Consider the following 12989-nt stretch of genomic DNA (forward strand, 5'->3'; position numbering starts at 1 on the left):
AATCCAAGCCGCGTCGCGCGTTCCTCGCCGACATGGCCAAGCTCGCGGCTGCCGGTGTCGTTGCCGGCTGGACGCCGATCTATCAGGTTGCCGCGAACGCGGCGACGGCCGGCGCGACGCCGCCCGGCTTCCCCGGAGACATTCCGCTCTACAAGCAGGCGTTCCAGAACTGGAGCGGCGAGATCGTCGTGCAGGACGTATGGACCGCCGCGCCGCGCTCCGCCGACGACGTCGTCGCGACGGTCAACTGGGCGCGCGCGAACGGCTACCGGGTGCGTCCGCGCGGCTACATGCACAACTGGTCGCCGCTGACGCTCGATCCGGGCGTCGCCCCCACGAACCTCGTGCTGCTCGACACGACGAAGTCGCTGACCGCGGTGTCCGTCGACACGTCGACGCGGCCGGCGCGCGTCACCGCGCAAACGGGCGTCTCGCTCGAGACGCTGCTCGCGAAGCTCGAGGATTACGGCCTCGGCGTCGTCGCCGCGCCCGCGCCGGGCGACATTACGCTCGGCGGCGCGCTCGCGATCGACGCGCACGGCACCGCCGTGCCCGCGGCCGGCGAAACCTTGCAGCCCGGCCACACCTACGGCTCATTGAGCAACCTGGTAATCTCGCTGACCGCGGTCGTGTTCGATCCCGCCAGCCGGCAATACGCGCTGCGCACGTTCCAGCGCAACGATCCCGACATCGGCGCGTTCCTCGCGCACATCGGCCGGGCGCTCGTCGTCGAGGTCACGCTGGCGGCCGGGCCGAACCAGCGGCTGCGCTGCCAGAGCTTCATCGACATTCCGGCCTCCGAACTGTTCTCGGCCAACGCGTCGCAGGGCCGCACCGTCGCGTCGTTTCTCGATCAGTCGGGCCGGCTGGAAGCGATTTGGTTCCCGTTCACGACTTGCCCGTGGCTCAAGGTCTGGACCCTGACGCCCAGCAAGCCGCTGCTGTCGCGCGCCGTCACGCAGCCGTACAACTACCCGTTCTCCGATTCGATCCCGCAATCGCTGTCGGATCTCGTCAAGCGGATCATCATCGGCGGCGAGGGCTCGCTCACGCCGCTGTTCGGCCAGACGCAATACGCGATCACGACCGCCGGTCTCGGGCTCACGCTCAGCGTGGACATCTGGGGCTGGTCGCGCACCGTGCTGCAGTACATCCGGCCGACGACGCTGCGCGTCACGGCGAACGGCTACGCGGTGCTCGCGCGGCGCGCCGACGTGCAGCGCGTGGTCAACGAGTTCGTCCAGTACTATCAGAACCGCATCGATGCGTACAAGGCGCGCGGCGAATACCCGATGAACGGTCCCGTCGAGATCCGCATCACCGGCCTCGACAAGCCCGCCGATGCAGGCGCCGGCGCGGTGGTCCCGACGCTGTCCGCGCTCAAGCCGCGGCCCGACCATCCGGAATGGGACGTCGCCGTCTGGTTCGACATCCTGACGCTGCCGGGCACGCCCGCCGCCGATCGCTTCTATCGCGAGATCGAGCAGTGGATGCTCGCGAACTACAGCGGCGCGTACGCGACGGTGCGTCCCGAATGGTCGAAGGGCTGGGCCTACACCGACACGGCCGCGTGGCAGGACGACACGATGATCACCACCACGATCCCGAATCTGCAGAGTGCGGGCCAGCCCGCCGCGAGCAACTGGGACGCGGCGCGTGCGACCCTCGAACGCTACGACCCGCAGCGGATCTTCCGGTCGCCGCTGCTGGATCGGTTGATGCCGTAGCGGTTTCGGCGGGTGTCGGCGCTGCGCTTTGGCTTGCGCGCAGCGCCGACGACGTCAGGCCGGATATTTGCGATCGAACGCATCGTTGTTCGCCTCGATCGCGTGCAGCGCTTCCTCCGCCCAGGCCTTCAGCGCGACGACGAGCGGCAAAAGCGTGAGCGCCAGCCCGCTCAGCATGTACTCGACGCGCAACGGCAGTTCGTCATAGACGTTCCGCTCGATCAGGCCGTCGCGCTCCATCGCGCGCAGCGTCTGGGTCAGCATCTTTTGCGACACGCCCTCGAGGCGGCGCCGAATGTCGCCGAAACGCATCGGCCCGTTCTGCAGCGCGACCATGGTCAGCACGGTCCATTTCTGCCCGATGCGTGACAGCACCGCGCGGGACGGGCAAACCTTCAGGAACGCATCCGGCGGCAGTTCGATCTTCTTCGACATGGTTACCTTCAGGTACCTAATTGATTGCGGAAACCATCATTGAAAGAATGATGCCACTGACGCAATCGTGAGGAACATGACCATGAAGATCGCATTTCTCGGTGGCGGGAATTTCGGCGGGAATCTGGCCGAGCTGCTCGTCGCAGCCGGACATGACGTGGTGGTCGGGCTGCGCGACCCCGGACGGGCGCGGCCTCGGGCGCGTTACCGGGTAGCGTCGCTGGAGGAAGCGGCGGCGCACGGAGACGTCGTCGTCATCGCGGTCCTCTATCAGGCATGCGCCGAGGTGTTGCCGCCGCTTGCCGAGCTGTTGGCCGGCAAGATCGTCGTTGACGCAACGAACGCGCTGCGCGACGACTGGTCGCCCCTCCCGCTGGGCGGCGACGGCTCCGCCGCGCAGCAGATCGGCCGCTTGCTGCCGGGCGCTCGCCTGGTGAAGTGTTTCAACACGGTATTCGCCGACATCATGACGCCGGAGCGCATCGATCGCGCCGGACATGCGGTGACCGCATTCATCGCGGGCGACGATGCCGAGGCCAATGCGGCAGTCGCGGAGATCGCCGCGAGCGCGGGATTTGCGCCGCTCGTTACCGGAGCCTTGAACAACGCCCGATATCTCGAGGCGATGGCGCATCTCAACATTCAGATCGCGGTCGTTCGGGGTGGCGGAACGAATGCGGGCTTCGTGTATCACCGGGTCGGCGGGTAACGCGGATCGAGTCAAAGCAAAGAGGGCCGAGTCCCGTGCAATACGGAACCCGGCCCAGTCAACCCCGGCCGTCAGTCAGTTCAGACCGCCGGGGCTTTCTCCATCGACGGTCGTCAGCCGATGTTCACGCCATGGGCTTCAGCCAGGGGCTTCAGGCCGCCGGCGAAACCCTGGCCGATCGCCTTGAACTTGAACTCGTCGTTGTGACGGTACAGCTCGCCGAAGATCATCGCGGTCTCGGTGGACGCATCTTCGGACAGGTCGTAGCGGGCGATTTCCTTGCCATCGGCCTTGTTCACGACGCGGATGTAGGCGTTGGACACCTGGCCGAAGGACTGCTTGCGGCTTTCGGCGTCGTGGATGGTCACGGCGAACACCAGCTTCTTCACGTCGGCCGCCAGGCCGGTCAGCTTGACGACGACCTGTTCGTCATCGCCTTCGCCCTGGCCGGAACGGTTGTCGCCGAGGTGCTCGACGGAGCCGTCGGCGGACTTCTTGTTGTTGTAGAAGATGAAGCCGGCATCGCTCAGGACCTTGCCGCTGTCGCCCGTGACGAAGATGGAGGCGTCGAGATCGAACTCGGTGCCGTCGGTGACGCGCGGGTCCCAGCCCAGGCCGACCAGCACTTCGCTCAAGCCCGGAGCTTCTTTCGACAGGGAGACGTTACCGCCTTTGGACAGACTGACAGCCATGGTGAGATTCCTTGTTCAGTTGAATTGAGTTGCGTTGCGCGATCAGAAGCTCATGCCGTAGCCGTTGGCCAGCGCGCGCAGGCCGCCGGCGTAGCCTTGGCCGACGGCGCGGAACTTCCACTCGTTGTTGTGGCGGTACAGCTCGGCGAAGATCATCGCGGTTTCGACCGAAGCATCCTCGGCGAGGTCGTAGCGGACGACCTCGGCGCCGTTGGTCTCGTTGACGATGCGGATGAACGAGTTGCTGACCTGGCCGAAGTTCTGCTTGCGAGCGTCGGCGTCGTGGATGGTGACGGTGAAGGCAACCTTGTCGACGTCGGCCGGCACGCGGCTCAGGTCGACCTTGATCACCTCGTCGTCGCCGTCGCCCGCACCGGTGCGGTTGTCGCCGGTGTGCTCGACGGAACCGTCCGGGCTCTTCAGCTGGTTGTAGAAGATGAAGTCGGCGTCGCCGCGGACTTTGCCGTTGGCGCCCAGCAGGAAGGCGCTGGCGTCCAGGTCGAACTCGGTGCCGTCAGTGGCGCGCGGGTCCCAGCCCAGGCCGACCAGGATCTTGGTCAGGCCAGGGGCCTCTTTGGACAGGGAGAGGTTGCCGCCTTTTTGAAGAGTCAGTGCCATGCGTACAGCTCCTTGTGGTTGCTACGGGTTACGGGTTGTCGGCCGATGCTTGCGCATGGCCGAGTGGACAGTGCGTCAGAGCTCGAAATCTGCCGGGTTCAGGCCCAGTTCCAGGCAGATCAAACGACAGGCAGCCTTCTCCTTGTCGTCGAAGTTGCCGTCCGAGCCGCCGATGGCAATGCACACCCGCACCAGCAGGCGCGCTTCGCCGTCCTTGCCCTTGATCTTGCTGATGACCTTCAGCGCCTCGGCCTGGCCGATCTGAAAGTCGAATTCGAACTTCGCGCAGGCGTCGGTGAAGACCTTGATCACATCGGTCAGGTTGAAGACCTTCAGCTCCGGGGAGTTGTTGATGAAGCCGACCATCTTCATCTTCTCCTCGGACTGGATCACGCCGTCGGCCGCGGCGATCAGCGCGCAGCCATTGGCCACCGCTTCCATGAAGGTCCGGTTCTTGAACTTGGCGACTTCCGTCGTCAAGGTTTCGCGCGCTTTCGCCGCGTTGGTTTTCAGCCACTCGAGCATGGTTTCCTCCTCGTTGGGCGGGGCGCCTCGGCCCCGCCGGATATCTCGTTACTTGGAGCCGGCGCGCCAGCGCATCCCCCATCCGTAGGCACGGTCCATATCGTCATGCCCACGGTGGAAGTCGACCTGGCGGGTGACCTTGACCGCGCCGCCCACGTTTTCCAGCAGCGCGATCGCGCACATGCCGTGGCGGCCGCCTTCCTCGTTCAGCCGCACCTCGATCTCGGGCTGGCCGGGCACGAAAACGGTCACCACGCCGTCGGTCGCCTTCCAGTTGGGGGCACCTTCGTAGATGAACGCGAAGACCAGGATCCGCTTGATCTCGCTCCACTGCCTGCCGTTGATGTGCAGCCATTCGCCGCCCGCGACGGAGCCGGTGCGGTCGTCACCCATGAGCTGGATGTAAGGCTCGTCATTCAGGTTGCCGAAGGCGTTGCCGAGTGCCTGGACGACGCCCTTGTAGCCGTCCTGCAGTTCGAACAGGCAGCCGACGTCGAGGTCGACGGAATTGCTCTTGCCGAAGATGCCGCCCAGCAGGCCACCGCCGTTGCCGCTGCCGCGGTTCCAGTTCAGGTTCACCTTGATCTCGCCGAAACCGGCTGCCGGCTTGTCCAGGCTGATGCTGGAGCGCGTCTTGTCCAGCGTGACCTTGCTCAGGCTGACCGTCGATTTCGGCGGCGCCGGAGGAACAGGGGCCGGGGCCGGCGCAGCGGCAGGGGCCGGCCCCGGCGCGGAAGCCGGCGCCGGCGCGGCAATGTCGACGCCGAAGTGCTTGGCCAGCGGCTCCAGGCCGCCCGCGAAGCCTTGACCGACGCAGCGGAATTTCCAGGCGCCCTGACGGAGATAGAACTCGCCGAGGATCAGCGCCGTCTCGCTCATGCCGCCGGTCGGAATCTGGGCCTCGATGCCGCCGGTGACGGCCAGCGCCAGGGTCGACACGCGGTCGAAGGCGGCCTTGTTCTCGTAGATGGTTGCGGTCAACGCAACCTTCTCGACCGCGGGGTCGAGACGGCCGAGGTCCAGCGTGAACTCGGCGCGACCCGCGGCGCTGCCGGTCAGTTGGACGGCCCCGCCCAGGATGCTGGTCTGCCCGTAGAAGCACATGTCGCCGTCGCCACGGACTTTGCCCGTGGTGGTCAGCGCGAATGCGGAGATGTCGATATCGGCGCCCGGGATCGGCGCGTAGTTGATGTCGACGCGAAGTTGGCCGGTGGCGACCGGCGCATTGCCGCCAGGCAGCAGCGTGGTCATGCGCGCACCGCCTGAACGGCCAGGTTGACGAGGTCTTCGGCGGTGCGGCCATTGGTGGACTGGCCGATCGCCTTGAACTCCCAGCCGCCGCTCGCACGGCTCAGGCTGGCCATCACCACGCCGGTATGACGGCCTTTCTCGGCCAGGTTGAAGCGCGCGAGCTCCGTGTTGCTGGTTTCGTTCAGGATGCGGCAGTACGCGTTCTCGACCTGATCGAAGGTCTGGCCGCGGAAGCTGTTCACCGTGAAGACCAGATGCGTCGCCTTGGCCGGCAGGCGCTGCAGGTCCACGAAGATGGTTTCGTCATCGCCATCGCCGTCGCCGGTCAGGTTGTCGCCGGAGTGTTCGATCGAGCCATCCTTCGATTCCAGCTGGCGGAACCAGACGACGTCGATGGGCGCGTAGTCGCCATCCAGAACGATGCACGAAGCATCGAGGTCGATCGAGTCGTTACCGCCGCCCAGCATCCTGGCGAGGAAGCCGCTGGGCTTCACGGGGTCCCAGCCCAGGCCCAGGCTGACGTTGCTCAGGCCGGTGCCGGCCGTTTTCTCCAGCGAGATGCTCTGATTCTTGCTCAGGGTGAGTGCCATGATTACGCTCCTTGTTGATCTTCGGTGTTCGGTCGGGATCGAGAGGTCGAGGCGCTCTCCCGGCGCCCGATTTCTTGAGCCGCGGGCGGGCCCGCCGCCGCCCGGAATGAAAATGTCGCCGGCATCAGTTGGCCTCCGCCAGGCGGATGCTGGGCTCGCCGCCGCCGGCCTCGGCAGGCCTGACCCCAAGCCATTTGGCGCGCTCGAGGATGTTGGCTGCCCACTTGTGATGGGTGGCGGGTTCGCACATCGCGTCGTTGTGCTTGAACACGGCCTGCGCGCCCTGATCGACGATCAGCCTGGCGGCGTTGAGATCCTCCAGGCCGACGCGAAGCGTGTCCTGGATGAGACTGATCTGGCGCGGGTGAATGGCCGTCTTGCCCACCAGTCCGTGACAGATGTCCAGCTCCAGTTCGGCTTGCAGGAGTGTCGGCGTGGCGAGCTGCTCGAACACCGGCGCGGTCAGCGAAAAACCTTGCGCGCCCATGACACCGGCCAGCATCGGGATCACATAGCTCATCGGGGTGTCGTAGAGCGTCCTGGCCGGGTTGCGGCGCAGCCCAAGGCAGCCCATGAGGTCGTTGCCGCCGATCCGCAGCGCGATGATGCGTTCGTTCAGGCTGGCTTTCAGCGCCTGGCCCAGCTCCACCATTGCACCCGGGTTGTAGACGTCGGCCGTCTCGAGCGTGGGCATGAGGAGCAGGTCCGGGTTGCTGACCGCTTTCTCCCAGGCGCCCAGGCGCTTCAAGGTCAGCTTCGGCACCACGAAGCCGTCCACGTGCTTCATCAACGGCCAGTCGTTCAGCACGGCCGCCATGCCCACGTCGCGGGGCCGGACGAACACGAGCGGACCTTCCGCAGGACGTCCGCCGCGAGCGTCGATCTGCGTGAGCAGCGCCTGCAGGTTCCCCAGCGCGTGCTCGACATCGATCTCCGCCACGGCGTCTTCCAGGCACACCACGAGCGAGCGAAGCTCGGGGAGCTTGCGGCCGAAGACCACTTCCAGAATGTCGCTGCGGGTGGCCGGCATGTACAGGGTCGCCCCGAGGGCGAACGGCGAAATGGCTTTCATTCGTTCGCACTCCGGATGAGCGTCACTGCACGGTACGGGCCCAGGACCGAACCCGCTTCTTCGACGGTCACGCCGGCGCGCTCGGCGAGGTGCATCAGCAACTGCACGTCGCTGTCGCCACGATCACGGACCAGGACGCGGTCGGGCACGCGGCGAAGGACGGCGCGCGTCGCCTCGGCGATGCCGGGCTTCACGCGGTTCAGGTTGGCGATCCCGAAGCGCGCCGCGAGCGAATGCACCACGCTGTCGGCCTCCGCCTGCAGCTTCAGGCGCTGATCGGCAGTCCACGGCGACGCCTGCGGCACCTCGCCCAATGCGCAACGCGCGGTCTCGATCTGCTCGATGAAGTCGCGGGTGACGTCGTGCTCATGCAGATGGTCGTACACCACGCAGCCATGCAGACCGCCTTGCGCCGGCCAGATGGAACGCGATACGAGGCCGGATACAGTGGCGCCCAGAATGCCGGACGGAATCACCCAGTCTTCTGCCGACGCTGCCAGCCACGCACGGCCGCACGGGTCCGCCAGCACGACGAGGCGCGGATCTTCCGGGAAGCGCTGGTCCGCGCCGAGCGCGCGCGCGAGTTCGCCGGAAATCGCGCCCTTGCCGGTCCAGCCATCCACGAAAACGATGTTCTCCGCACCGTGGAGACGGATGATCGCTTCTAGGGCAATCGTGTCTATGCCGCGGTCGCGGATGATGCTGACGCCGTAGTGGCGCGCGTTGCGCCCCATCGCCGCCAGAGCGCGGCGCAGCAGGACGCCAAGCGGCAGTCCGGCGCGCACGAAGGAGACGAGCGCGATGCTCGCGCCGGCATAGGCGGCATTCAAGGCCAGCGCCAGCGACTGCACGTCAGCGGCCATGCGCTTGCCGTTCTGCGCCAGGGCGCGCGCATAGAGGCGCTGGTGCAGCTCGGTCGGCGCATGCTCCATGCTGATCATCTCGGAGTAGTGCTTGCGGTTCGTCTGGATCAGACGCTCCTTCTCCCGAACGTCCGTCACCTGCATCTGCATGCGCTGCAGCAGGAAATGCACGTCGTCCGGGGCATAGCTGCCGCTGCCGACGGTCATGAGGGAGGCGAAAGGATCACGCATGGATCAGGCCCTCCGCTGCCTTCGCCAACTGGCTCCGGGCCGGCGTGGCCCACATGTGGCAGAGGTCCATGAACCCGAGGTCGGTGATGCTGTCGCCAAAGCCCAGCACCGGGCGTTCGCCGTTGCGTTCGCGGTCGCGGCGCAGCCATTCCCGAGCGGCCAGTCGCTTGGCCAGCCCGTCGGGCAGGAAGGCCAGATTGTTGCCGTTGGTATGGATGTGCATGGCGTCCAGCAGCCCTCGGGCCTGAACTTCTGCGAGCACCGTGGAAAGCACGGCGTCGTCCGATTCGTTGTGCTTGGTCACCACGTAGTGACACAGCCCATGCTCAGCCACAACCCAGCCGCGCAGGGAAAGGCCAAGCTCCCGCCCGATCCGCAGCGTGGTTTCGCTCAGCGCCGGCAGACGATCCTGGAAAGCCCGGAGCGCATCCGCCATCTGGCCGTGCCAGTCCTGATCGAGCGTGCCGTCAGCGCGCAGGATCACGCCCCCGTGGGAGCAGATTGCGCCGTGCGTGAACGGCAGCTTCACGCGGCGGTAGGCCTCGACGCTGCGCGCGGTGACCGGAACGACGTCGGCCGATGCCAGCAGCCAGTTGACGAAAGCCTGCTGCACCGGAGTCATGTAGCCGTTTGGCTGGCCGTCGACATCGACGGTTGCCGGGGTGCGCGGGGTGCCTTCCTGCATCTTGCGTGCGGTCTGGAACAGGGTGTCGTCGAGATCGACGAGCACCAGCGGACGCTTACTGCTCATCGACGATGACCTCCGCGCCCAGGGTCTCGACCAGCTCGGCGGGCAGCGCCTGCGCAGGGGTTTCGGTGCAGATCAGCACCCGGTCGAACTGGCCGGGCTTCACGTTGTAGAGGAAGTTCGGGATGCCGAGGCCGTAGTTGTCCGGGAACGAAAGCGCGTGCTCGATCGCGTGGCCCAGGGCGATGGGGGAACGGGTGGTGGAGCTGAAGTAGACATCCGCGCCGGCGCGCTTCAGGCGCTCCGCCAGCAGGAAGGGCCGCCACACGAATTCGCCGGTGCCGATCACGATGATCTTCTCGCCCGGAGCGGCCTGAAGGTCCGGCGCGAGGGTGTCTTCCACGTTGCGCACGCCCAGGCGTCCCCAGTCGTTCCGAGGGCAGAGCCGCCATTCCCCGACGGACACCGCGCCCACGTCCGGCATGACCGGCAGCGGCGCGGACGGGTCTTCATGAAACCGGTAGGAACCCTTCATCAGCGACACCGACGTGGCCGATTCGCCGATGGCCTTGCCGACGGCCCCCGCGGACCAGTCGGTCAGGACGCAGGTGACGACCCGCTCGATCTTCGTCAGGCCGGCCTCCACCAGCGCGCGATGCAGGTTGACGAAGGTCTTGCCCGTGGAGGCTTCATCGTCCACCAGCACCAGCGATCTGGCCTCGAGCATCATCTCCCGGACTTCGGCCTCGACCGGCATGTGGATCAGATGGGCGCTGGCGTGGCTATGCTCTTCGTCGAATCGCGCGAAGAGTTCGGTGCCGAGCGGATGGCGGGTGCTGACCAGGTAGACCGTATCGGGCCGCGTTGCGCTCAATGCACGGTGCACGCCGGCGCCGAGCCCGACGGCGGTTTCCGCCATGCCGATCACGAGCACCGGGCCCGGCAGGTCCGCCGGGATCTCCGCCGCCAGGCTCTCGAAGCTGGCGGACATGACGAACGGGCTAACCGGTATGTGCCGGCCCAGGACCTTGGACACGAACAGGAAGGCCCGCTTGGGGTTACGGCGCTCGGCGAAGCCGAACAGGGCGGACGGAGGCAGCACGGCATCGTCGACGTTGACTTCGAGCAGTCCCCGCATCAGCTGCGCGCGGAGGGACACGGGTACGACATGGCTTTCCATAGCTGCTTCCTAGATTGGCGCGAGGTGGCGAACCCGACGCCGCTTCCTTGGGACTCGAGTCAAAGTGCTTCTATGGATTCCGCGCCTCGATGCGCCATAGAAATTGCTGGGCCTCGCGGGATATCTGGGCTGTCGTGAAGGTCTTGCCTGACGGGGTTCTGGAGGCGACGACGCCGCAGGCATCCAGGAAGGCCAGCGCGAGGCCGGCCTTCACCGCGAAATTCATGTTCTGGGCATCCGGCACCGTCGAGGTGACCATCCCCACGACCGCACCGGACGTATCGAACAGCGGGCTGCCGCTCGATCCGGGCTGGATCGGGGCCGTGAACTGCAGCAGGCTGGCGTCGTTGTGCAGGCCGAACAGCGCGGAGACACCACCCTGCGTGACCTGCACGCCCCCGCCGGTCAGGCCGGCCAGCGGGAAGCCCATCGCGACCACCTGCTCGCCGAGGTCGCAGCCCGTGCCGTCCCTGAAGAAGACTTGCTTGAAGACGGGCGCCCCCTGGACGCGCAGCAGCGCCAGGTCGTTGCGGCGGTCCACCACCACGGGCTCCGCGCGATGTCGGCCCTCGAGGGAAGCGATATGGATTTCCTGCATGTCCTCGATGACATGCGCACAGGTGAGGATGTGCGTCGCGCTGATGGCGAAGCCGGTGCCGCTGGCAGCGCGACACGAATCGGAGGAGCGTGGACGCCGATCGGGATGGGCGTCGTCGACAGCCAGCCCGATCCTGCGGCCGAGGGCGGAGAGTCCGTAGGCAGAGCCTTCGGCCAGCGCGCGGAACTTCCACTGCTGGTTACGGCAGTAGAACTCGCCGATGATGATCGCCGATTCGCCGTTCTCGGAGAGGTTCAGGCTGAACTCGATCTGGTCGTCGACCTGCAGGCGAAGGGAGCGGAGCTCGCGCACCGGGCCGATGGCCGAGAAGGTGTACACGACGACGAGTACGCGGTCCGCGCCGGCCGGAAGTGCGGAAAGGTTCAGGCGGCAGCCGATTCTCTCCTGGCTGCCGCTCCATTCCATCCAGCCTCGTTCGACCTGGAACAGGGCCGCGTCCCCCTTGGGCTGACGCTTGTCGTCAACCGGGATTAGAGCGACTGCAGCATATTCCCCGAAGGCCGAGGTGTTCGCGCATTCCAGCGTCCAGGAACATTGAGGTGCCCCTAAAGCGGTGTTTGCGCCAGGCGCCAGCACCATCATTCCTGCTTCGCTCCTTGAGTCCGAACCCATACAGAAACAATACAGCCGCCATACAAATATTGGCGGTATGGTATCAAACTTAAGGCGTTTTGTAAGACAAGGGACGAACCCGTCTTGATGGATCCGGCTATATGGCGACGCTGGTCTGCCGTGAACCCCGAATCAGGAAATTGCCCGGCTCAAAAAATAGAAAAATTCGGCGGGCAGGCCATAACGTTTGAACTGCTCACGCAGTCATCACCAATCTGAAATTGTTGAAGAAAAACGATATCAAGCGACCTGCCGTGGGAGACCACGTCCACCAGCCGGCATCACCGCCCTGCGACCGTCACGAGCGCCTGCGCCAGGCACCCGTCGCGACGCGCGAGTGTCTCGAGTACCGAAAAGTGCGTGCAGCCCGGTACGTGGAGCAATTCGACCGCCTCTCCGGCGGCCGCACACGCGGCCGCATATTCGTCCGACTGCCGCACGAGTTCCGGCAATTCCGCGCCGCCGACCGCGACCATCGTCGGCACACCCTTTCCGATATGTCTCAACGGGCTGAATTCATCGATCTCCCGGGCCGACAACTTCAGTTTGTCGTTGAGCCATGACAGGCTGATCGGCTCCAGATCGACGAGCGCACTGATCGGCAGCGCGCTCGTCACAACCGGATGCCCGCGATACATCGCAGTCAGGTGGCCGCCGGCCGAATGGCCGCACAGCACGAGCGGACGCCCCCTCGTCCCGAGCGCGTCGCGATCAGCGGCAAGGTGATCGAGCAAGCGGCCGATCTCACCGACAATCTGCGTCATCGAAGCGTCGGGCGCCAGCGTGTACTCGGCAAGCACGACATTGAACCCGTTCGCGAGCGGGCCGCTTGCGATGAACGCAAAGTCTTCCTTCGCGCAATTCTGCCAATAGCCGCCGTGGATAAATACGAGCGTCGGTGCAGCGGGCTGCCCGCATGCGATCCAGTCGTATCGTTCGCGCGGGCTGTCGCCATAGCGAAGGTCACGGCGGCACGATGCCTGCTCGTATAGCTGGGCGCTGCGCGCCTGAAAATCGGCCAGAACGGCCGGGAAATCGGGAATGGCCTCGACGTTGTTGTAAGCAGCGTCGAGCGCTGCGCGGTTCATGCCGCGATAGAGCGTCGTCATGTTCGTGTCCTCATCGGCTTACAGGATAGACGGACGTGCCGGCTGCGCGGCACGCATCAGCCATGGTT

Annotated in this window: 14 protein-coding genes; 2 read left to right on the top strand and 12 right to left on the bottom strand. The window is 65.9% G+C overall.

The window, feature by feature from the left end; genetic code table 11:
• Positions 1 to 32 precede the first annotated feature (32 nt).
• Positions 33 to 1727 (top strand): cholesterol oxidase substrate-binding domain-containing protein, encoded by a 1695-nt coding sequence (locus tag HWX31_RS24495; RefSeq protein ID WP_174960876.1) that lies wholly within the window; start codon positions 33 to 35, stop codon positions 1725 to 1727.
• A 54-nt stretch (positions 1728 to 1781) separates the two neighbouring features.
• Here HWX31_RS24495 and HWX31_RS24500 read toward each other — a convergent pair whose 3' ends face one another.
• Positions 1782 to 2162, bottom strand: a complete 381-nt coding sequence (locus tag HWX31_RS24500) for a winged helix-turn-helix transcriptional regulator (protein ID WP_174960722.1) — start codon at positions 2160 to 2162, stop codon at positions 1782 to 1784.
• 76 nt (positions 2163 to 2238) lie between these two features.
• Here HWX31_RS24500 and HWX31_RS24505 point away from each other — a divergent pair, with 76 nt between their 5' ends.
• Positions 2239 to 2871 carry an NADPH-dependent F420 reductase gene (locus HWX31_RS24505; RefSeq protein ID WP_208456091.1) on the top strand — a complete coding sequence of 211 codons (633 nt, stop codon included), beginning with the start codon at positions 2239 to 2241 and terminating at the stop codon, positions 2869 to 2871.
• A gap of 113 nt (positions 2872 to 2984) precedes the next feature.
• On the opposite strand, the gene HWX31_RS24510 is transcribed toward HWX31_RS24505, so the two are convergent.
• The 11 genes from HWX31_RS24510 to HWX31_RS24560 all read right to left on the bottom strand — a co-directional run bounded on the left by HWX31_RS24510 (position 2985) and on the right by HWX31_RS24560 (position 12921).
• The gene (locus HWX31_RS24510) at positions 2985 to 3563 is read right to left on the bottom strand and encodes a TerD family protein (RefSeq protein WP_059715939.1); all 579 of its coding nucleotides are present in this window, start codon (positions 3561 to 3563) and stop codon (positions 2985 to 2987) included.
• 42 nt (positions 3564 to 3605) lie between these two features.
• A complete protein-coding gene (locus tag HWX31_RS24515) occupies positions 3606 to 4181 on the bottom strand; it encodes a TerD family protein (protein WP_010093298.1) in 576 nt (191 codons plus the stop codon).
• Positions 4182 to 4256: 75 nt separating this feature from the next.
• Complete coding sequence (locus HWX31_RS24520) at positions 4257 to 4706, bottom strand: tellurite resistance TerB family protein (protein ID WP_174960724.1); 450 nt, start codon at positions 4704 to 4706, stop codon at positions 4257 to 4259.
• A gap of 48 nt (positions 4707 to 4754) precedes the next feature.
• Positions 4755 to 5957 (bottom strand): TerD family protein, encoded by a 1203-nt coding sequence (locus HWX31_RS24525; RefSeq protein WP_174960726.1) that lies wholly within the window; start codon positions 5955 to 5957, stop codon positions 4755 to 4757.
• A complete protein-coding gene (locus HWX31_RS24530; protein WP_174960728.1) occupies positions 5954 to 6547 on the bottom strand; it encodes a TerD family protein in 594 nt (197 codons plus the stop codon). Before HWX31_RS24530 ends, HWX31_RS24525 begins: the two co-directional genes overlap by 4 nt.
• 124 nt (positions 6548 to 6671) lie before the next feature.
• Positions 6672 to 7619: an HpcH/HpaI aldolase/citrate lyase family protein gene (locus tag HWX31_RS24535; RefSeq protein ID WP_174960730.1), complete on the bottom strand. Its 948-nt coding sequence runs from the start codon at positions 7617 to 7619 to the stop codon at positions 6672 to 6674.
• A complete protein-coding gene (locus tag HWX31_RS24540) occupies positions 7616 to 8713 on the bottom strand; it encodes a cysteine protease StiP family protein (protein ID WP_174960732.1) in 1098 nt (365 codons plus the stop codon). The genes HWX31_RS24535 and HWX31_RS24540 overlap by 4 nt, the downstream gene beginning before the upstream one ends.
• On the bottom strand, positions 8706 to 9464 hold the full coding sequence (locus tag HWX31_RS24545; RefSeq protein WP_174960734.1) for an HAD family hydrolase: 759 nt from the start codon (positions 9462 to 9464) through the stop codon (positions 8706 to 8708). The genes HWX31_RS24540 and HWX31_RS24545 overlap by 8 nt, the downstream gene beginning before the upstream one ends.
• Positions 9454 to 10581 (bottom strand): phosphoribosyltransferase domain-containing protein, encoded by a 1128-nt coding sequence (locus HWX31_RS24550; RefSeq protein WP_174960736.1) that lies wholly within the window; start codon positions 10579 to 10581, stop codon positions 9454 to 9456. The genes HWX31_RS24545 and HWX31_RS24550 overlap by 11 nt, the downstream gene beginning before the upstream one ends.
• A gap of 70 nt (positions 10582 to 10651) precedes the next feature.
• On the bottom strand, positions 10652 to 11782 hold the full coding sequence (locus HWX31_RS24555; protein WP_174960738.1) for a trypsin-like peptidase domain-containing protein: 1131 nt from the start codon (positions 11780 to 11782) through the stop codon (positions 10652 to 10654).
• Positions 11783 to 12093: 311 nt separating this feature from the next.
• The gene (locus tag HWX31_RS24560; RefSeq protein WP_174960740.1) at positions 12094 to 12921 is read right to left on the bottom strand and encodes an alpha/beta hydrolase; all 828 of its coding nucleotides are present in this window, start codon (positions 12919 to 12921) and stop codon (positions 12094 to 12096) included.
• Between the last annotated feature and the right edge of the window lie 68 nt (positions 12922 to 12989).

Origin of the sequence: Burkholderia ubonensis, assembly GCF_902833085.1 — a bacterium.
GTDB lineage: Bacteria > Pseudomonadota > Gammaproteobacteria > Burkholderiales > Burkholderiaceae > Burkholderia > Burkholderia ubonensis.